The organism is Kitasatospora sp. SolWspMP-SS2h (assembly GCF_003259315.1).
Taxonomy (GTDB): domain Bacteria; phylum Actinomycetota; class Actinomycetes; order Streptomycetales; family Streptomycetaceae; genus Kitasatospora; species Kitasatospora fiedleri.
The window spans coordinates 24,425-44,099 of record NZ_QLLT01000024.1 but is presented as its reverse complement, the minus strand read 5'-3'; the positions used below and the strand labels follow the sequence as shown (position 1 = coordinate 44,099).

Sequence of the window (19,675 nt, the reverse complement as noted above, 5' to 3'; positions counted from 1 at the left end):
GGGTCAGCTCCGGGACGGCTCGGGGACGGCTCGGGGCCGCTACCCCCGCTGGGGTAGTCCGGCCCACCCCACCGGGGGGACGCCCCGGGCCGGGGCCGGTCCGTAGCGTCCCCGGCATGACACCGTCCCGCCCCGCCGCGATCGAACTCCCCGCCCCCGCACCGAGGTACCGCGCCCTGCGCCGGGCCGGCCGGATCGCCGTCCCCACCCTGGCGCTGCTGGTCGCCGCCGTCTCCGCCCGCTACTTCACCCTCGACCCGGACACCTTCCTCGCCGACCAGCGCGCCGTCTACCTCGCCCACCTCACCCCGCTGCTGCTCCACGTCGGCGGCGGCGTCACCGCCCTGAGCCTGGGCCCGCTCCAGTTCCTCCCCGGCCTGCGCGCCCGCCGCCCCGCCCTGCACCGCTGGACCGGCCGCCTCTACGTGCTGGCCGCCGCCGCGACGGGCCTCGGCGGCCTGCTCCTCGCCCCGCACGGCCTCCACCCGCCCGTCGCGCCGCTCGGCTTCACCGTCCTCGCCCTGCTCACCCTGACCACCACCGCCCTCGGCCTGCACCACGCCCGCCACCGCCGCCTCGCCGCCCACCGGGCCTGGATGCTCCGCTCCTACGCCCTGATGTTCACCGCCGTCACCTTCCGCCTCTGGCTCCTCCTGCTCACCCCGACCCCCCTCCCGGCCGCCGCCGTCTACGCCTCCGGCGCCTGGGCCTCCTGGCTGCTCAACCTGGCCGTCGCCGAGAAGCTGGTGCGCGGCCCGCGCCCGGCGGCACTGAGCGCGGCGGTTCGGGGGCAGTAGGTTCGGTGAGGGAGCCCGCCGGCCCCGGCCGCACCGGGGCCGGTCCGGCCGAGCGGTCGAGCGGGCCGGACGGGTCGAGCGGGCCGGAGCCGAGGAGCGATGACAGTGGTGGCCATCCGGGAGTACCCGCTGGTGGGCGGGCCGGTGGAGGTGCGCGGCGCGCTGGACCTGGAGCGGACGCCGGCGGGGGTGATGCCGCGCCGGCTGCCCGCCTGGACCAAGGAGCAGTACCCGGACCGGTCGGTCTACGGCGGCACCCTGCTGCCCTCGGGGGTGCGGCTGGTGTTCCGCACCGACGCGCGGGTGCTGGAACTCGAGGTGCTCACCTCGACGGGGCAGCTCGACGGCGCCCCCGAGCCGCAGCCGCCCGGGATGCTGGAACTGACGGTGGACGGCGCCCTGGTCGACCGCCGACGGGCGCCGCTGGGCCACGTCCTGCGGATGGCGGGGCCCGGGGCCGAGCAGCAGCTGGTGCCGGGGAAGCCGGGGACGGTGCGCTTCGCCGGGCTGCCGGCCGGGATGAAGCGGGTCGAACTCTGGCTGCCGCAGCAGACCCCCACCGAGCTGGTGGCGTTCCGCGCCGACGGCGAGGTCCTGGCCCCGCTGCCCGACGGCCGGCCCCGCTGGGTGCACCACGGCAGCTCGATCAGCCACTGCCCCGGCGCCGACGGGCCCACCGGCACCTGGCCGGTGGTGGCGGCCAGGCTCGCGGGCGTGGAGGTGACCAACCTCAGCCAGCCCGGCAACGACCTGCTGGACCCCTACGTCGCCCGGACGATCCGCGACCTGCCCGCCGACCTGATCAGCCTCAAGACGGGCATCAACATCGTGGGCCTGGCCGCCTTCCGGCTGCGGACCTTCGGACCGGCGGTGCACGGCTTCCTGGACACCATCCGGGACGGACACCCGGACACCCCGCTGCTGGTGGTCTCCCCGGTGAGCTGCCCCGCCCTCGACACCCGCCCCGGCCCGACCTCGCTGGGACCGGACGGGCGGATCACCGCCCTGGGCGACCCGGCCGAGCTGGAGCGCGGGGCGCTCTCGCTCCAGGTGGTCCGCGACGAACTGGCCAGGATCGTGGCCCTCCGGCAGGCGCACGACCCCCACCTGCACCACCTCGACGGACGGGAGCTGCTCGGCCCGGCCGACACCGACGACCTCCCCGACGGACTGCACCCCTCCCCCGCCGCCTACCGCCGCATGGGCGAGCGCTTCGCCGCCCACGCGTTCGCCCCCGGCGGCCCGTTCCACTCCCCCGCGCGCACCGGGCCGACCGCCTGAACCGGATGACCGGGCCGACCGCCTGAACCGATCGCCTGAACCGGACATCGGGCTCAGCCGGTCGGGCCCAGTCGGTCGGTTCAGCCGGTCGGGGCCCGGCGGTCGAGGGCGAGCACGGCCGCGGCGACCTCGGCGGCGGCCGTGGCGGGGAGCGCGGTGGCGGCCCCGTCGAGGACGAGGAGGCGGGCGCCGGGGATCTCGCGGGCGAGCGCTTCGCCGTTGCCGAGCGGGAAGAAGCGGTCGCGGCGGCCGTGGACGACCAGGGTGGGCAGGGCCAGGGCGGGGAGGCGTTCGCGCCAGCGGGGGGTGCAGTCGAGGCGGGCGAAGACCGTGCCCAGGTGGTTGGCCAGTTGGACGGGGGCCGTGGTGGCGGGGGCGCGGTCCCAGATCCGGGCGGCGGTGGCCCGCGCGGCGGCCGGGTCGTCGCCCAGGATCTCCGCACCGGCCGCGGCGAACCGGGCGACGGCCGCGCGGTCGGCCCAGTCGGGCATCGGGGCGGCGAACAACCGCGCCATGGTGGGCCCGTCGTGGTCGGGCAGGTCCGGGTCGGGCGGGCCGGGGGCGACCGGACGGGTGCCGACCAGGGTGAGGGCCGCGAACGCGTCCGGGTGGTCCAGGGCGGCGACCTGGGCGACCATCCCGCCGACCCCGATGCCCGCGAGGTGGGCGCGGCTCCCGCCGAGCGCGCCCGCCAGGGCCGCCGCGTCGGCGGCCAGGGTGCGCAGGGTGTAGGCGGGCGCCTGCGGGTCCGCCGTCGCCGACCCCCCGCTGTCACGCAGGTCGTAGCGCACCACCCGGCGCCCGCCGGCCGCGAGGCGCTCGCACAGCACGTCGGGCCAGGAGAGCATCGTCGGCCCGCCCGCGAGCAGCAGGAGCGGCGCGTCGCGGGCGCCGAAGGACTCGACCCCCAGGACGGTTCCGTTGACCTCGACGGTGCTCATCGGGCCACCCGGCGGACGTGGCGGGTCGGGCCCGGTGTCCCGGCGTTCCGGAGCGGTCCGGGGCCGGGGTGGGGGCCGGTGGCGGTGGTCATGGTACGAGTCATACCAGGTGGGACGGGGCCCGCCGCCGGAACTCGTCGCCGCGGCGGGAGGGAGTTCCGGCGGGGGCCCGTGGCGTCCGGCGGCTACGCCCTCCGGCGCAGCGCGAGGGCGGCCAGCGGCGGGGTGGCGGCGAGCAGCAGGCAGCCGGACAGCGGGAGGTGGGCGAGCAGCGCGCCGGTGAGCGCGGTGGCGGTGGAACTCCCGGCGTTGAAGGAGGAGTTGACCCAGGCCCCGGCACGGACGCGTTCGGCGGGGGCGGCGATTTCGTCGGTGAGGAGGTAGGCGGTGGTGAGGGTCGGGGCGACAGCCAGGCCGGCCAGCGCGGCGACGGCGGTCAGGGCCGGGAGGGCGGGCGCGAGGGCGGCGAGGGCGAGGGCGGCGGCGAGGGCCGCGGTCAGCACGGTGAGCCGGGTCGCGGCCGGGGCGCGCCAGTCGACCGCGCCGAGCACCAGCCCGCCGGTCGCGCTGCCGGCGGCCAGCGCCGCCTCCACCCAGGCGACGTCCGCGGCGCTGCCGTGGCGTCCGGCGAAGACCACCGCCAGCAGCGAGAACGCCGCCAGGCCCGCACCGGCGCCCGCCGCGGCGGACAGCGGCTGCCGGGCCCGGGCCAGCAGGTGCCGGGTGCCGGAGCGCGCGGCGGCCGCCGCGCCCCGGACCGGCACCTGGGCCGGCACCGGGACCGGGACAGGCACCGGGACCGGCACCTGGACGGCCACCGCCGCCAGGGTCAGCGTGCCGCCCAGGACGAGGGCGGCGCTGAGCAGCACCCCGACGGCCGGGCGGGCCGCGGCGGCGAGCAGCCCGGCCAGCAACGGGCCGGTGACGTACAGGAGTTCCTCGGCGACGGTGTCCAGGCTGTAGGCCCGGCGCCGCAGTTCGGGATCGGCGGCCAGCACGCTCCACTGGGCCCGGGTGACCGGTCCGAGCGGCGGGGCGAAGACGCCCGCGGCGGCGGCAAGGGCCAGCAGCGCCGGGTAGGGGACGCCGGGGCGCCAGGTCGCGGCGGCCAACGCGAGCAGGGCGGCGGCGTACCCGGCGGCCATCGGCGGCAGGGCCCGGCGCGGCCCGTACCGGTCGACCAGTCCGGCGCGGGTCGGGAAGAGCAGGACGCTGACCGCCGAGAACAGGGCCGTCAGCCAGCCGGCCCGGGCGTACGAGCCGGTGGTGGCGGCGGTGGCGAGCAGCAGGGAGAGCGGCAGGGTGCCGTAAGAGAGGCGGCCGAGCAGGGCGGCCGGGAGGAGCCGGGCGGCGCCGGGGGCGCGCAGCACGGCCAGGTAGGACGCGGACATGGCGGAGTGGTTCCTCAACGGGGACGGCGCACGCGGTGCGCCGGTGGACGGGGACGCCGGAGCGACCGCGACGCCGGGTGCGGCGTGCGGTCGCGGTGCGGTCCCTAGTCACGGGTGGGGAACATGCCGGTCATGCTAGCGGCGCGGGCCCGGCCCGGGCTTCCCCTTTTCCGGCCCGTCCCCGGCGGTCCGTCCCCGGCGCTCCGTCCCCGGTCAGCCGCGGGTCCGGTCAGCCGCGGGTCCGGGCCAGCACCCGGGCCGCGTGCGCCTTCCCGGCGTGTTCGACCAGGCTGATCAGGACCTCCCTGCCGGAGGCCCGTTCACGGGCGTCGCAGAGCACCACGGGGGTCGCCGGGTCGAGGTCCAGGGCCCGGGAGACGTCCTCGGGGCGGAAGGCGCGGCTGCCCTCGAAGCGGTTGACGGCGACCACGAAGGGGATACCGCGGTGCTCGAAGAAGTCGACGGCGGGGAAGCAGTCGGTGAGGCGGCGGGTGTCGGCGAGGACGACGGCCCCGAGGGCGCCCCGGGCGAGTTCGTCCCAGAGGAACCAGAAGCGGTCCTGGCCGGGGGTGCCGAACAGGTAGACGGACAGGCCCGCGCGGATGGTGATCCGGCCGAAGTCCATGGCGACCGTGGTGGTGGTCTTGCGCTCGACGCCGCCGAGGTCGTCGACGTGGGTGCCGGCGGCGGTCAACTGCTCCTCGGTGCGCAGGGGTTTGATCTCGCTGACGGCCCCGACCAGGGTGGTCTTGCCGACGCCGAAGCCGCCCGCGACCAGGATCTTCAGGGCCAGGTCGGTGCTGTCAGAGGGTACGGAGCCCATGGATGACCTCCTGGAGGACGTGTGCGTGCGGGAGCAGCTCCGGCGGGACGGGGCGGCTGACCCGGATGTGTCCGGCGTCGAGCAGGTCGCCGAGCAGCACCCGGACCACGCCGAGCGGCAGGTCGAGGTCGGCGGCGATCTCGGCGACGGAGAGGGCGTTGCCCCGGCAGACCGCCAGGATGGCGGCCTGTTCGGGGCCGACCGGCAGCACGGTCGGGTCGGGGACGTCGGTGACGACCAGCGCGATCAGGTCGAAGGACCGGCCGGGGCGGGTGCGGCCCTTGGTGAGCGCGTAGGGGCGGACCATCGGACCGGCGTCCTCGTCGTACCACTGGACGGGGCGGGCGGGCGGCGGCGGGTAGCCGAACGGGGAGCCGGGCAGGTAGCGCCGGGGCGGGTAGGCCATCGGAGGTCACCCCTTCTGACGGACGGTCGACGTACTACTGGCTACTGGGCGGTCTACTGGCTGCTGGGCGGTGCGGTGCCGGTCCGGCCGGACCGGGCTCCGTCGCGGAGTGGTGCCCGGTGCGCGCGTTCCCGCTGCGCGCACCGGGCACCGCTCCGCGACGGGGCGGAGGCCGCCCGATGCGCTGCTAGCAGCCGCGCGGAGCGGCGTGCAGGTGTTCGCCGACCCGGCGGACCAGGCGGGCCATCTCGTAGGCGACCAGGCCGAGATCGGCGTCGGGTTCGGCGAAGACGGCCAGGCAGGAGCCCTGCCCGGCGGCGGCGACGAACAGGTAGCCGCGCTCCAACTCGACCATGGTCCGGCGGACTTCACCTGCCTCGAAGTGCCGTCCGGCGCCCTTGGCCAGGCTGTGGAAGCCGGAGGCGATGGCGGCCAGGTGCTCGGCGTCCTCGCGGCCGAGGCCGGTGGAGCTGCCCATCGGCAGTCCGTCGGCGGAGAGCATGACGGTGAACCTGACCCGGGCGGCCCGGGTGGCCAACTCGTCCAGCAGCCAGTTGAGTTCGCCGCTCTGGTGGGGGGTGCCGATCATCGGGCCCGGTCTCCTCTGTCGAAGTCGTCGCGGTCGGCGGGGTGGTGGGCGGAGTGGTCGGCGGGTCGGCCGGTGGGCCGGTCCCCGGGCGGCTGGGCGTGGCCGCGCTGCCAGCCGCGCTGGAACGCGGCCATCGCGGTGCGGGCCTGCTCCGGGTCGCGGTCGGCGGGACGGTCGGCGGGACGCAGCCCGGGGCGGGCCTGGGCGGGGGCGTCGCGCAGCTGCGGGGCGAGGCTGGCCTGCCGCACCCGGCGCGGGAGTTCGCCCTCCGGCCCGACGGCGGCGGCCGGAACCACCGGAGCGGACGGCGCGGACGGCGGGCGCGACCCGGCGGGAGTCGGCGCCGGAGCCGGGGTCGGGACCGGGGTCGGGGCCGGGGCCGGGGCGAGCGCCTGGGACAACGTCCGTACCGTCGGCGCGCGTTCGGGAACGTCGTTCAACTCCCTTACGTCCGACGGGCTTTCACCCTCACGAAGACCGACCAGGCCGACCGGGTCGAGCAGGTCGAGCGGCAGCAGCACGATCGCGGTGGTGCCGCCGTACGCGGAGGGGCGGAGCGAGACCCGGACGCCGTGCCGCTTGGCGAGCCGGCTGACCACGAACAGACCGAGGCGGTCGCTGTCGAAGAGGTCGACCTGTTCGCTGGCGTCGATCCGCCGGTTGGCGTCGGCGAGCGCTTCGGGGCCCATGCCGAGGCCGCGGTCCTCGATCTCCAGGGCGTAGCCGTTGCCGACCTGTTCGCCGCGGATCCGGACCTTGGTGTGCGGGGGCGAGAACCCGGTGGCGTTCTCGACGAGTTCGGCGACCAGGTGGGTGAGGTCGGCGACGGCGGGGCCGGTGACGGCGGCGGGCGGGAGGCGGTGGACGTCGACCCGGGCGTACTCCTCGACCTCGGCGACGGCGGCCCGGACCACGTCGGTGAGCGGGACGGGCTTGCGCCAGGCGCGGCCGGGGGCGGCGCCGGAGAGGATGATCAGGCCCTCGGCGTGGCGGCGCATCCGGGTGGTGAGGTGGTCGAGCTTGAACAGGTCGTCGAGTTCGGCCGGGTCCTCGGTGCGGCGCTCCATCGCGTCCAGCAGGGTGAGTTGGCGGTGCACCAGGACCTGGCTGCGACGGGCCAGGTTGACGAACACGCCGGAGACGCCGGAGAGCACCTCGGCGCGTTCGACGGCGGCGGTGACGGCGGCCCGCCGGACGCTGTCGAGGGCCTGGTGGACCTGGCCGATCTCGTCGCCGCCGTGTTCGCGCGGCGGCACCTCGGCGTCCACGTCGACCTCCTCGCCGGAGCGCAGCCTGCGCATGGTGGCGGGCAGGGTGCGCCCGGCGAGTTCGAGCGCCGAGTTGCGCAGGGCGTGCAGCTCGGCGACCAGGCCGCGGCCGACCCGGACCGAGACCAGCAGCGAGGCGAGGACCGCGAGCAGGCCGAGCAGCACGGTGGCGCCGGAGGGGGTGAACAGGCCCAGCGCGTACGGGTCCGCACGGGCGGCGGCGGTCGCGCCGGCCTGCCGTTCGAGGGCGGCCAGGGCCTGCCCGGTGGTGTCGGTGACGGCGGCCCAGCGGGTGGCGGGGACGGCGGCGAGGGCGGCGTCCGGGTCGGCGGCGGCCAGCAGCGCCTCCTCGTAGCGGCGCAGTTCCTGGTACTCGGGGCCGTCGGTGAGGACGGCGAGCGCGGCCCGGTCGGCGGGGCGCAGGTCGGGGACGGCGGTCCGCTCGAACTGGGCGCGGGCGTAGGCGGCCTGGACGATCTGCCGGTACCCGGCCTCGGTGAGCCGGCCGGCGCGCTGGGCGGCGCGCAGCAGGGCGTCCTCGCGGGCGAGCTGCTCGCGGGAGCGGGCGAGTTCGAGCAGGACGCGGGCGTCGGCGGCGACCCGGTGGTCCTGGAGCGCGGTGAGCGAGCCGGTGACGGCGAGGGCGTCGTCGACGGCGGCGGTGTAGACGGCGAAGGCGTCGCTCCAGGGGACGTCGCGGTCCAGCAGGCGGGCGCGCAGCGCGGGGAGGGCCGCGACGGCGCGGCCGAGGGTGTCGAGGCGGCCGGCGGCCTCGGGGCCGAGCCCTTCGGCGTCGGCGCGGTTGTAGTCGGGGGCCGGGGTGAGCGGGGCGGCGGCCAGGTCGGTCTGCCGGGCGGTGCCGCGCAGCGCGGCCTCCTGGTCGGGGCCGGGGGCGGCCAGGAACTGTCCGGCGGCGGCGCGTTCGGCCTGGAGGGCGGCGGCGGTGCGGTCGAGGGGGGCGCGCAGGGCGGCGTCGACGCTCTTGATCCGCCGCAGGTCCCGGACGTCGCCGGCGGTGGTGACGGTGGCGAACGCCCACAGCGCCATCACGGACACCACCGGGACCATCAGCACGGCGACGATCCGGGCCCGGACGGTGCGCGGCCGCAGCCCGGGCCGGGCGGGCGCCGGGGCGGCGGGCGGCGTCTCGTCGGCGGGCGGCCCGGCGTGGGCCCCGCGCCGGGGTGCGCCGGGCCGGGTGCGGGCGGGGCCGTGCGGGTGGCTGGGGGCGGGCGGTCCGCTGCGGGAGGTGCCTCGGCTTGCGCGCATGGGTGTGGGACGGCCTTTCGGGCTTCGGGGGTCGTCGGGACGGTGGGCGTACGGGTGCGGGCGGGCGGGACGGACGCGCCGCGGGCGTACGGGCGGGGCCCCGGCGGGGCGTCCGGGCGCGGGGGTCAGGCGGGGCGTCCGGGCGCGGGGGTCAGGCGGCGCGGCCGAGTTCCTCGACGGCGAGTTCACCGGCCTCGCGGTAGGCGGCGTGCTCCTGCGCGGTCGGGGAGAGCGCGACGAAGGCGGAGGCGAGGAAGAGGAAGGAGCCGAGTCCGACCGCGAGCGGGAAGACGAACTCCAGCGGGGTGGCGCCGCCGAGCCCGGTCCGGGCGGGTGCCATGTGGACGTGGACGGCGGCCATCCCGGTGTAGTGCGTGCAACTGACGGCGACGCCCATCACCAGCGCGGCGGCCGCCGCCGCGTACGCGTTGCGGATGGTGACGGCGGCCCAGAGCGCGGCGGTGGCGGCGCCGACCGCGATCAGCACGGACAGCGCCACCGTGCCCGCCTGGTAGCGCAGTTCGCCGTGGATCCGGACGGCGGCCATCCCGAGGTAGTGCATCCCGGCGACGCCGGAGCCGGTGGTGAGGCCGCCGAGCAGCAGGCTGCGGCCCCGGTGGCGGCCGTAGCCGACCACGAACACCCCGAGGCCGACCACGGCGACCGCGACCAGCAGGCTGAGGACGGTCAGCGGGACGTCGTAGCGCAGCGCGGTGCCGTCCACGGTGAAGCCGAACATCGCGACGAAGTGCATCGTCCAGATCCCGGAGCCGATCGCGGCGGCGGCGGCGGTGAGCAGCCAGTTCCGCCGGGAGGCGCCGGTGGCGGACAGCGCCCGCAGGGTGCAGCGCAGGCCGAGGGCGGCACCGGCGCAGGCCATCGCGTAGGAGAGCAGCGGCGTGAGCCAGCCGAAACTGAAGTGGTCCATCGATCCCATCGGGTGCCTCCTGCGAGGGACGGACGCCGCTCGCCCGAGCTCGTGCGGTCCAGGAGTCGTGGACGCTACCCAGAGTTGACGAATGGTCAGCAGAAGATGTGAAAAGCACTACGTGTGACGGGCGTTGTGTGCTCGAATGGCGCGACGACGTGTGCCCCGCGCGCCCCCGCACGCGCCCCGCGCACGTTCCGACCCCCGCCGCGCCCCCGGTCTCCTGCCTCCTGCCTCCTGCCCCGCCGGGCGGTGGACGGACGACGGGCGAGCGACGCACGAGCGACGGACGGACCGGCAGCCGAACGGGCAACGGGACGGGACGGAATGGGCCGGCCAGGACCGCGTACGGAGCGCCCGCCGGCCGGGCGCGAGCGGCCCGGCGAAACAGGAGTGCGCGCTGTCCTCCGGACCCGCTACTCTCCGGCCGAACCGTCGCGCGGCGCAGCGGAGTCCCGCTGCCGCCGGAGGCCGACGGCCGTCATCCGCCTTCCCCGCGCGCTCCCGCACGCCCCCGCCAGAGGAACTCCGTGTCCGTACCCATCACGCCCCCGCCCGCCGACACCGCCGCGCCCGTGGCCGTCCCCGCCGCGCCGCCCGCGGGCGCCGAACCGGCCGGGTGGGCGGCGCCCGCCGCGTCCGGCCCCCAGCCGGGCCCGTTCTGCCGCTTCTGCGGTTCCGTGCCCGCCGCGAACGTCACGGTCCGCGGCCACCAGGGCTTCCTGGTGATGATGCGGTTCCTGCGGGTGGCCGGCCCGTTCTGCCGGGACTGCGGGACGGCGACCCTGCGGCGGATGACCGCGGACAGCCTGTGGCAGGGCTGGTGGGGCGTGGCCTCCGCGGTGATCAACCCGGTCACCATGCTGATGAACCTGGTCGTCTGGCTCAAGCTCCGGAAGCTGCCGGCCCCCGTCCCGGGAGCCCCGGGCACGCCGCTGCCCACCGGCCGCCCGCTGTACCGGCGGCCGCAGGTCCTCGGCCTGCTAATACCCGTGGTCGCCGTCGGCGCGCTGCTCTACAGCATCCAGCAGGACCCGGACTACGCCGACGTGGGCGACTGCGTCCACAACAGCGGGTCCAACCTCTCCCCGGACGTCTCGGTCGTCGACTGCGGCGGTTCGGACGCCGACTTCCGGGTGGTGGGCCGGCTCTCCTCCTCCGACGCCGACGCCTGCACGGCGTTCCCCGAGGCCGAGGCCGGCTACTGGGTGGACAAGGGCAGCAGCTCGTACACCCTGTGCCTGGCCCGCGTCACGCCCTGAGCGACCCCGCCGCCCCGCCCCGCCCCGCCCCGCCCCGCCCGTCCCCGCGCCCGCCGCGTCGGGGGCGGGCGGTGCGGCGTCCGCCGTCCGCCGTCCGTTGTCAGCCGTCAGCCGTCCGGCGTCCGCCGTCAGCCGCGCGGGGTGAGCCTGACCCGGACAGGGCCGTGCAGTTCCAGGGTGATGCCCTGGCCGAGCGGGACGTCCCGGTCGATCGCGGTGACCTCGAACTCGCGCAGCAGGGCGGCCAGCGCGAGCACCGACTCCAGCATCGAGAAGTGCTGGCCGATGCAGGCGCGCGGGCCGCCGCCGAACGGGAACCAGGCGTAGCGGTGCCGGGCGGCCTCCCGCTCGGGGGTGAAGCGCTCGGGGTCGAAGCGCTCCGGGTCCTCCCAGTGCCCGGGGTGCCGGTGGGTGACGTACGGGACGACCAGGACGTCGGCGCCGGCCGGGATGGTGACACCGCCCACCGTGGTGGCCTCGACGGCCCGGCGGCCGACCGAGGGCGCGGCCGGGAAGAGCCGCATGGTCTCCTTCAGCACCCTTGCCAGGTACGGGAGTTCGGCGTAGTCGGCGGCGGTGGGGCGGCGGCCGTCGGCGAGCAGTTCGGCGGCCTCCCGGTGGGCGCGGGCCTGCTGCTCGGGGTGCTTGCCGAGCAGGTGGAGGGCGAAGGTGAGCGAGGTGGCGGTGGTCTCGTGGCCGGCCAGCAGGAAGATCAGCACCTGTTCGCGCAGTTCGGTGGGGTCCAGCCGGTTGCCGTCCTCGTCGCGGGCGGCGGCCAGCAGCGCGAGCAGGTCCCGGCCCTCGGCGTTCCCGTCCGCCCCGCCCTTGCCGTCCGCCCCGCCCTTCCCGTCGGCCCCGTCGGCCCCTTCGGCGGCGCGGCGCGCGATGATGCCGTCGCAGACCTCGTACAGCGCGCGTTCGGCGGCGAGCGCCTTGCGGTGCCCGGGCAGCGGCCACTGCCGGGGCAGCCGCAGCGGGGAGAAGCCGCGGTCGCGGACGAAGCCGTTCAGGACCGGGAAGGCGTGGTGGACCGTCTCGACGGCCTCCTCGACGTCCTGGCCGAACAGGATCCGGGCGACGGTGCGCAGGGCGAAGCGGTTCATCTCCTCGCCGAGGTCGACGACGCCGTCGGGGGCGGCGGCCCAGCGGGCGGCCAGGGCGGCGGTCTCGGTGCCGATCGCGTCGGCGTAGCCGTCGACCCGGCGGCGGGTGAACAGCGGTTGGACCAGGCGGCGCTGGCGCAGGTAGTCGGCGTCCTGGGCGGTGAGCAGGCCGTTGCCGAAGCTCTGCCGGATCTCGCCGTAGAAGACGTTGTCCTTGCGGAAGTTGGCGGCCTCGGCGGCCAGCACCTGCTGGGCCCCCTCGGGCGAGAAGACCATCCAGAGCTCGGCGCGCAGCCCGGGCGGACCGGCCTGCACCCGGATCACGTCGCCGTGGTCGCGGCGGGCGGCGAGGTAGGTGCCGAGCGCGTCGCGCTTGAGGTCGAGCAGCGAGCCGATCAGCGGCAGCCCGGCCGGGCCGGGCGCGCGGGTGGCGGTCATGGGGTCCCCTCCGTCGGACGAACCCCCGTGCGGTGGAGGTTCGCTGAAACCGGGTCAGTATCCCCCGGGCGGCCGCCGGGGTGCGAGGGGCACTGCGACGGGGGCGGCGGCGAGGCGGCGGCAAGGCGGCGGCGGGGGCGGCGGGGTCTTGAGGTATTGCACATGCAACCCTTAAGTTCGGCTTAAGGTCGCTTGTGCGATGAGACAGCAGTCCTGGACCCCGCAGCTGCGGCACTATGATCGCCTGATCGCACCCCACCCTCGCACTCCGCTCCGGCCCGCCACCGTCCACCACGACCAGGGGAACCCATCCATGCGCAGCGTCAGACGACTCCTCGCCGCCTCCGCCGTCCTCGCCCTCGCGGCTGGCCTGACGGCGTGCAGCAGCTCCGGCAGCGGCTCCGCCTCGAACAGCTCCGCCCCCGCCCGCCCCGAGGTCAAGGGCACCGTGACGGTGTTCGCGGCGGCCTCGCTGAAGGAGTCCTTCACCGAGCTGGGGAAGCGCTTCGAAGCGGCCTACCCGGGCACCACCGTGACCTTCAACTTCGGCGGCTCCTCCGCGCTGGCCCAGAGCATCGTCTCCGGCGCGCCGGTGGACGTGTTCGCCGCCGCCAGCCCGGCCACCATGAAGACCGTCACCGACGCCAAGCTGACCGGCGGCGACCCGAGCGTGTTCGTCCGCAACACGCTGGAGATCGCCGTCGCCAAGGGCAACCCCAAGCACATCGCCGGCCTGAAGGACCTCACCGGCGTCAAGACCGCGCTGTGCGCCAAGGAGGTGCCGTGCGGCGCCGCCGCCGTGACCGCGCTGGGCGCGGCCGGCGTGCAGCTCACCCCCGTCACCTACGAGCAGGACGTCAAGGGCGCCCTGACCAAGGTCGAGCTGGGCGAGGTCGACGCGTCGCTGGTGTACCAGACCGACGTCAAGGCCGACGCCGACAAGATCGAGGGCGTGAACTTCCCGGAGGCCGCGCAGGCCGTCAACGACTACCCGATCGCCGCCCTCGCCAAGGCGCCGAACAGCAACGGCGCCGCCGCGTTCCTCGGCTACGTCGGCTCCGCGGACGCCCGCCGGGTGCTCACCGAGGCCGGCTTCCAGACGCCGTGACCCGGCCCGGCACCCCCCGCACCACACCCGCACCACACCCCCGGGGCCGGCGGCGGCCCCGGGGGGCCGGGCGGGTCCCCGCCGCGCTGCTGCTGCCCGCGCTGCTCGGCCTGGCCTTCCTGGTCCTGCCGCTGCTCGGGCTGCTGGTGCGCGCGCCGTGGAGCGCGCTGCCCTCGCTGCTGACCGGCACCGAGGTGTGGCAGGCGCTCAAGCTCTCGCTGCTCTCGGCGACCCTGGCCACCGGCGTCGCACTGGTGCTGGGCGTGCCGTTGGCCTGGCTGCTGGCCCGCACCGAGTTCCCCGGGCGGCGGCTGGTGCGCGCCCTGGTCACCCTGCCGCTGGTGCTGCCCCCGGTGGTCGGCGGCGTGGCGCTGCTGCTGGTGCTCGGCCGCAACGGCATCCTGGGCCGCTGGCTGGACGCCTGGACCGGCGTCACCCTCCCGTTCACCACCACCGGCGTGGTGGTGGCCGAGGCGTTCGTCGCGATGCCGTTCCTGGTGATCAGCGTGGAGGGCGCGCTGCGCGCCGCCGACCCGCGCTACGAGGAGGCCGCGGCCACCCTCGGCGCCTCCCGGCTGACCGCGTTCCGCCGGGTGACCCTGCCGCTGGTCGCCCCGGGCATCGGGGCGGGTGCGGTGCTGGCCTGGGCCCGGGCGCTGGGCGAGTTCGGCGCGACCATCACCTTCGCCGGGAACTTCCCCGGCCGGACCCAGACCATGCCGCTGGCGGTCTACCTGGCCATGGAGTCCGACCCGGAGGCGGCCATCGCCCTCAGCCTGATCCTGCTCACCGTCTCCGTCGCCGTCCTCGCCGGGCTGCGCGACCGCTGGATGTCCACCCCGTGAAGCCGTGAACCCCGTGAAGCCGTGAAGCCGTGAACCTCGTGAAACCGTGAATCCGTGAGCCCCGTGAAGCAGCCTCCCGCTCCCGCCCTGGACGCCGAACTGCGCGTCATCCGGGGCACGTTCGCCCTCGACGTGCCGCTGGCCGCCGAGCCCGGCGAGGTGCTCGCCCTGCTCGGCCCGAACGGCGCGGGCAAGTCCACCGCGCTGCGCGCCCTGGCCGGGCTGCTGCCGCTCACCGACGGGCACCTGCGCCTGGACGGCACGCCGCTGGACTCCCCCGCGGACGGCGTGTTCCGGCCCGCCGAGCAGCGGCCGATCGGCGTGGTCTTCCAGGACTACCTGCTCTTCCCGCACCTGTCCGCGCTCGACAACGTCGCCTTCGGCCCGCGCAGCCGGGGCCTGCGCCGGGCCGCCGCCCGCGCCGAGGCGCTGCCCTGGCTGGAGCGGATGGGCCTGGCCGAGCACGCCGGGCGCCGCCCCGCGAAGCTCTCCGGCGGCCAGGCCCAGCGGGTCGCGCTGGCCCGGGCGCTGGCCGTCCGCCCGCGCCTGCTGCTGCTGGACGAGCCGCTGGCCGCGCTGGACGCCCGCACCCGGCTCGACGTCCGGGCCGAACTCCGCCGCCACCTGGCTGAGTTCGAGGCCGTCGCGGTGCTGGTCACGCACGACCCGCTGGACGCGATGGTGCTCGCCGACCGCCTCGTGGTGATCGAGTCCGGCCGGGTCGTGCAGACCGGCCGCCCCGCCGAGGTGGCCCGCCACCCGCGCACCGACTACATCGCCCGGCTGGTCGGCCTCAACCTCTACCAGGGCACCGCCGCCGGCCGGCAGGTCACCCTCCCCGAGGGCCAGGTCCTCAGCACCGACGAGGAGTTGACCGGCCCGGCGTTCGTCGCCTTCCCGCCCGACGCGGTCACCCTGCACCGGCACCGCCCCGAGACCAGCGCCCGCAACCTCTTCCCCTGCACCGTCGCCGGCCTCGACCTGCACGGCGACCGCTTCCGGGTCGACCTCACCGGCCCCCTCCCGCTGGCCGCCGACCTCACCCCCACCGCCGCCGCCGAACTCGACCTCACCCCCGGCACCCGGGTCTGGGCCGCCGTCAAGGCCACCCAGACCCACGCCTACCCGGCCTGAACCACGCGCTCCCCCCGGGCGTGCACCGCACCGTCCGAGGGCCGCCCGCCCTCGCGTACAGTGGCGGCCATGCATCGCGGCGTCCTGCCCCCTCCCGCTCGCTGAGCGGGCGGCCGGCCACTTCCTGAGCCCGCCCGGGCCCGTCGTCCCCTCCGGACGGCCGCCCCGGGCCGGTCGGTGCTGCCCGCTTCCGTGGCCCACCGACCATGACGGCTTTCCGGGAGTCCACCCGTGTCCTCGTTCCCCTCCTCGCACTCCTCCGCCCTGCCCGCACGGCGGGGCCTGCTGTACGTCGCACTCGCCGCCACCGCCTGGGGCACCGCCGGGGCGGCGGCCGCGCTGCTGTTCCCGCGCAGCGGCCTGGGGCCGCTCGCGCTCACGTTCTGGCGCTCGGTCGGCGGCGTGGCGGTGCTGCTGGCGCTGCGCCCGTTCACCGGGCGGGCGGCCCGGCCCGCGCCGCGCCCCGCCGCGGGCCGCGTCCTGCTCAACGGGCTGGGGCTGACGCTGTTCCAGAGCGCGTACTTCCTGGCCGTCCGGCACACCGGGCTGGCCGTCGCCACCGTGGTCACGCTGGGAGCGGCGCCGGTGCTGGTGGCGCTCGGCGGGCGGCTGCTGATGGGCGAGCGGCTGGACCGGGCCGGGCTGGCCGCGGTGGCCGGGGCGGTGCTGGGCCTGGGCGTGCTGGTGCTGGGCGGCGGCTCCGGCCGCGGCGGGGCCGAACCGGCGGGCCTGGCCTGGGCGCTGGCCTCGGCGGCGGGCTACGCGGCGATCACGGTGGCCACCCGCCACCGGGCCTCGCGCACCGCCGTCCCGGACGACCCGGCGACCACCACCCTGTGGTCGTTCGCGGTCTGCGCGGTGTGCCTGTTCCCGTTCGCGCTGGCCGAGGGCCCGCTGCCGTCCACCGACGCGCTGCCCTCGACGCTGCTGCTGCTCGGCTACATGGCCACCGTGCCGACCGCGCTCGCGTACGCGCTGTACTTCGCGGGCGCGGCGGTGATCCGGGCCGCGACGGCCTCGGTGGTGGCGCTGATCGAGCCGCTCAGCGCCACGGTGTTCGCCGCGGCGGTGCTGGACGAGCCGCTGACCCCGGCGGCGCTGCTGGGCACGGCGGTGCTGCTGCTGTCGGTGACGGCGCTGGCCCGGGCCGAGCTGCGCGCGGGCTGAACGGAACGGGCGGGCGGACACCTCCCCGCCCGCCCGTCCGTTCGTTCGTCCGCCCGGTCAGCCGCAGTGCGAGGCCAGGACGGTGGTGTCGGCGACCTTGCCGTTGCTCGGGTCGTCGACGCGGCCGTAGACCATGACGCAGCGGTTCGCGGTGCCGGTGACCTTCGCGGGGCCGGCGTACCAGGTGAAGTCGCCGTCGTCGCTGTCGGACTGGTCGTAGCCGCAGAAGTCACCGGCGTGGGTGCCGGCCACGCAGCGCCAGAGGTAGACGGCCTGGTACTTGGTGACGCCCGAGGCGAAGTGGGTGTCGACGGCGGCCGCGCAGTTGGTGCCGCCGTTGGCGCTGGAGTAGTAGAGGTACAGCTCGCCGTACTTGGTGCCGGTGCCGTTGTCGGTCTTGAGGTCGTAGCTGCCGACCAGGTTGCCGCCGCACCCGTACGTGTCGGCGGCGCCCGCCTGCGGCGCGAGGGAGATGCCGCCGAGGAGCACGAGGCCGGCGGCGGCCAGGGCGGAGAACATCCTGCGCATGGGGGTACTCCTGGGGGTCGGGGCGCGGTCCGGTGCGATGGGCCCGGCGGGCGGGGGCGCTGGGGTGGAGCGGGGCTGCCGGTAGGGGAGTTCAGCCGCAGTGGACGTTCAGGCGGTACTCGTAGGCACCCTCGATCTCGCCGCCCCAGTCGATGCACCGGCCGGCCGCGGAGACGTACACCGGGCCCGCGTAGGTGGTGTAGTAGTCGTAGTCACCGATCCAGTTCGCCGAACCGGCCAGCCTGACCAGGGCGTTCATGTAGAGGGCGGCGCCCGGCTGGTTCCGGACGGTCACCACGCAGTTCTTCCCGGTCGAGCTGCTGTAGGTCAGGAAGACCGTGCCGTAGCCGTTCAGCGTGAGGTGGTCGATCTCCCGGTACCCGCTGCCGCAGGCGCTGTTGTAGGAGGCCGCCTGCGCGGTGCCGGGGGCCAGGACCACGCCGGCCACCGAGGCCGCCGACAGGAGGGCGGCCGCGGTGGCGCGGCCCATGAGCTTGCGCAACGGGTGTTCTCCTTCGAACGTGCTTCTTCTGACGGGGAGTCGGCGGAGCCTCCGCCGAGGTCCGCACCCGTCCGGGACGCTAGGAGGCCGGGATAGCGCGGCCGTAGCGCGGCCTCCCGGGCCCGGTCGACGCCGTGGGCGTCCGGTACGCCGTGGACGCCGGCCCCCGGCGGCAGGTGGTCGGGGCCGGCCCGGGGGCGACGGCGGAGGCCGCGGCCGGGGTGGAGTCGCAGGTGGCGGCGGCGGCCCGGGTGCCGGCCGGCTGGGCGACCGGGTGCCCGGGGGCGGTCCCTGACGGGACATCACCGCCGTTCGCATCACGGGCAAATCGCCCGGACTCCCGCTGGCGCCACGTCGGCGGGAGTTATGATGATCACACGTGCACCGCCCCCGGGGCGGCTGTCCGGCCTGCCCGGATCTCCGCTGTCCGTGCACGTGGTGAAGGAACTCCCCGCCTCATCGGAAGTTCCCCGGAACGAACTGTCGATCCGCCAGGTGAGGAGAGCCCGTGGCCCGCAGACCGCGTCCAGTCGATCCCGCCGACGGGCCCGTCCCCGCCTTCGCCCACGACCTCCGCCTGGTCCGGGAACGGGCCGGCAACCCCACGTACCGCGTGCTCGCCGAACGGGCCGGATTCGGCGCCACCACCCTCAGCGACGCGGCCGGCGGCGTCCGGCTGCCCAGCCTGGAGGTGACCCAGGCCTACGTCGGGGCCTGCGGCGGCGACGTCGAGGAGTGGACGCGGCGCTGGAACGAACTCGACCGTGAACTCGGCCGCGGTGCCGGGGCCCTGTCCCCGACCCCGACCCCGGCCCCGGCCGCGACCGCGGAGAAGGCCGCGGAGAAGGCCGCGGACACCGGACCGGCGGCTGCGGAGGAGCCGGCCGCCGAGGGGGCTGCGGCGGACGACACCCCGGACCCGGGCTCGGGCTCGGGCGACGTCGTCACCGGAGCGGTGCCGCTGTCCGGACACCCGTCGGCCGAGACGGTGCACGACGGTCGACGGCCGCGCTGGACGACCGCCGGCACGGCCGCCCTGCTCGTCCTCACCGTCGTCCTGGCCCTGGTCGCGGCACGGACGTCCGGTTTGGGCCGCAGCCGCAGCGCGGCCGAGAACGCCCTGGCCTCGACCGTGTCCGCCGCGAACGCGACGCCGAACCCCAACGCGGCCGACTGCCCGGCCGCCACCGCCGCACCGGCCACGGCCGTGTTCTCCGGCACGACCTACATCGAGAGCACCCGGGTGCGCGCCGGGGCCAGCCTCAGCGCCGACGTCGTCCTCCAACTGCCCGCGGGCTGCCGCCTCCAGCTCACCGGCTTCTGCCTGGGCGACACGGTGATCGACGCCACCTCCGGCTCGCCCGACGTCCGCTGGTTCAGGACCGCGACCGGCGGCTACGTCTCCTCCGGCGTGATCCACGGCAACCCGCCCGCCGACCTCCAACCCACCGACTGCCCCGATGCGGTGGCCCCGCCCGCCTCGATCACGCTCACCGTCACGCCGGGACCCGGCTCCGGCCAGACGCCCGGCCGCTACGAACTCCACGCCACCGGAGACCGCCTGGGCATCGTCGGCTACGCCGCGTACCTGCCCAGGACGGGCAGCACGTCCCAGTGGCAGCAGATCGGCATGTCCGCGGACTCCTCCGCCGGGTTCCCCGTGCCCTGGCAGCCCGGCCCGCCCCCGGACGGCACCGGCCCGCAGACCGCCGTGGAGATGGTGGCCGTCGCCTGCTTCGGCGGCGAGGGCCCCAGCAGCGTCGCCGACCAACGCCTCGTCCCCCGCGCGGCCACCGGCCCCCTCCAGGTCGCCGAACTCGACGAGACCGAACTCGCCCGCGCCCGCAAAGCCGCCTGCCGCTACCCGGACACCGCCCGCGGCTGACCCCCACCGG

Annotated in this window: 18 protein-coding genes; 8 read left to right on the top strand and 10 right to left on the bottom strand. The window is 76.6% G+C overall.

Going from position 1 to position 19,675, the window contains the following annotated elements; all coding sequences use genetic code 11:
• The first annotated feature begins 116 nt into the window (after window positions 1-116).
• A complete protein-coding gene (locus K353_RS26415) occupies window positions 117-797 on the top strand; it encodes a DUF2306 domain-containing protein (protein WP_111556034.1) in 681 nt (226 codons plus the stop codon).
• 99 nt (window positions 798-896) lie between these two features.
• The gene (locus tag K353_RS26410; RefSeq protein WP_111556033.1) at window positions 897-2,078 is read left to right on the top strand and encodes a GDSL-type esterase/lipase family protein; all 1,182 of its coding nucleotides are present in this window, start codon (window positions 897-899) and stop codon (window positions 2,076-2,078) included.
• Window positions 2,079-2,158: 80 nt separating this feature from the next.
• On the opposite strand, the gene K353_RS26405 is transcribed toward K353_RS26410, so the two are convergent.
• The 7 genes from K353_RS26405 to K353_RS26375 all read right to left on the bottom strand — a co-directional run bounded on the left by K353_RS26405 (window position 2,159) and on the right by K353_RS26375 (window position 9,702).
• Window positions 2,159-3,019: an alpha/beta fold hydrolase gene (locus tag K353_RS26405; protein WP_111556032.1), complete on the bottom strand. Its 861-nt coding sequence runs from the start codon at window positions 3,017-3,019 to the stop codon at window positions 2,159-2,161.
• Window positions 3,020-3,204: 185 nt separating this feature from the next.
• Window positions 3,205-4,410 (bottom strand): MFS transporter, encoded by a 1,206-nt coding sequence (locus tag K353_RS26400; protein ID WP_111556031.1) that lies wholly within the window; start codon window positions 4,408-4,410, stop codon window positions 3,205-3,207.
• 229 nt (window positions 4,411-4,639) lie between these two features.
• Window positions 4,640-5,233 carry an ATP/GTP-binding protein gene (locus K353_RS26395; protein ID WP_111556030.1) on the bottom strand — a complete coding sequence of 198 codons (594 nt, stop codon included), beginning with the start codon at window positions 5,231-5,233 and terminating at the stop codon, window positions 4,640-4,642.
• Window positions 5,214-5,639 (bottom strand): DUF742 domain-containing protein, encoded by a 426-nt coding sequence (locus K353_RS26390; protein ID WP_370447660.1) that lies wholly within the window; start codon window positions 5,637-5,639, stop codon window positions 5,214-5,216. Before K353_RS26390 ends, K353_RS26395 begins: the two co-directional genes overlap by 20 nt.
• Before the next feature lie 187 nt (window positions 5,640-5,826).
• On the bottom strand, window positions 5,827-6,228 hold the full coding sequence (locus tag K353_RS26385) for a roadblock/LC7 domain-containing protein (protein ID WP_111556029.1): 402 nt from the start codon (window positions 6,226-6,228) through the stop codon (window positions 5,827-5,829).
• Window positions 6,225-8,765 (bottom strand): nitrate- and nitrite sensing domain-containing protein, encoded by a 2,541-nt coding sequence (locus K353_RS26380; RefSeq protein WP_111556028.1) that lies wholly within the window; start codon window positions 8,763-8,765, stop codon window positions 6,225-6,227. The genes K353_RS26385 and K353_RS26380 overlap by 4 nt, the downstream gene beginning before the upstream one ends.
• 151 nt (window positions 8,766-8,916) lie before the next feature.
• Window positions 8,917-9,702, bottom strand: a complete 786-nt coding sequence (locus K353_RS26375; RefSeq protein WP_111556027.1) for an MHYT domain-containing protein — start codon at window positions 9,700-9,702, stop codon at window positions 8,917-8,919.
• A gap of 521 nt (window positions 9,703-10,223) precedes the next feature.
• Between K353_RS26375 and K353_RS26365 the strand changes: the two genes are divergently transcribed.
• Window positions 10,224-10,955, top strand: coding sequence for a toxin-antitoxin system, toxin component (locus tag K353_RS26365; protein ID WP_158585493.1), 732 nt, complete (start codon window positions 10,224-10,226; stop codon window positions 10,953-10,955).
• Window positions 10,956-11,083: 128 nt separating this feature from the next.
• Here the strand turns inward: K353_RS26365 and K353_RS26360 are convergent, their stop codons facing one another.
• Entirely contained in the window at window positions 11,084-12,496 is a 1,413-nt protein-coding gene (locus tag K353_RS26360) for a cytochrome P450 (protein ID WP_111556025.1), read from the bottom strand.
• A 313-nt stretch (window positions 12,497-12,809) separates the two neighbouring features.
• Between K353_RS26360 and modA the strand changes: the two genes are divergently transcribed.
• The 4 genes from modA (at window position 12,810) to K353_RS26340 (ending at window position 16,750) form a co-directional block, all read left to right on the top strand.
• Window positions 12,810-13,604, top strand: coding sequence for a molybdate ABC transporter substrate-binding protein (gene modA, locus K353_RS26355; RefSeq protein WP_111556024.1), 795 nt, complete (start codon window positions 12,810-12,812; stop codon window positions 13,602-13,604).
• Window positions 13,601-14,449 (top strand): ABC transporter permease, encoded by an 849-nt coding sequence (locus tag K353_RS26350; protein WP_100839606.1) that lies wholly within the window; start codon window positions 13,601-13,603, stop codon window positions 14,447-14,449. The genes modA and K353_RS26350 overlap by 4 nt, the downstream gene beginning before the upstream one ends.
• A gap of 54 nt (window positions 14,450-14,503) precedes the next feature.
• Window positions 14,504-15,583, top strand: coding sequence for an ABC transporter ATP-binding protein (locus K353_RS26345; protein WP_111556023.1), 1,080 nt, complete (start codon window positions 14,504-14,506; stop codon window positions 15,581-15,583).
• Window positions 15,584-15,814: 231 nt separating this feature from the next.
• Window positions 15,815-16,750 carry a DMT family transporter gene (locus K353_RS26340; RefSeq protein WP_111556022.1) on the top strand — a complete coding sequence of 312 codons (936 nt, stop codon included), beginning with the start codon at window positions 15,815-15,817 and terminating at the stop codon, window positions 16,748-16,750.
• Window positions 16,751-16,807: 57 nt separating this feature from the next.
• Here K353_RS26340 and K353_RS26335 read toward each other — a convergent pair whose 3' ends face one another.
• Together K353_RS26335 and K353_RS26330 are read right to left on the bottom strand one after the other, a co-directional pair.
• Window positions 16,808-17,278: a hypothetical protein gene (locus K353_RS26335; protein ID WP_111556021.1), complete on the bottom strand. Its 471-nt coding sequence runs from the start codon at window positions 17,276-17,278 to the stop codon at window positions 16,808-16,810.
• A 91-nt stretch (window positions 17,279-17,369) separates the two neighbouring features.
• The gene (locus tag K353_RS26330) at window positions 17,370-17,780 is read right to left on the bottom strand and encodes a spore-associated protein A (RefSeq protein WP_233533847.1); all 411 of its coding nucleotides are present in this window, start codon (window positions 17,778-17,780) and stop codon (window positions 17,370-17,372) included.
• A gap of 508 nt (window positions 17,781-18,288) precedes the next feature.
• On the opposite strand from K353_RS26330, the gene K353_RS36080 reads away from it, so the two are divergent.
• Window positions 18,289-19,665, top strand: a complete 1,377-nt coding sequence (locus K353_RS36080) for a helix-turn-helix transcriptional regulator (protein ID WP_233533846.1) — start codon at window positions 18,289-18,291, stop codon at window positions 19,663-19,665.
• Window positions 19,666-19,675: the final 10 nt, after the last annotated feature.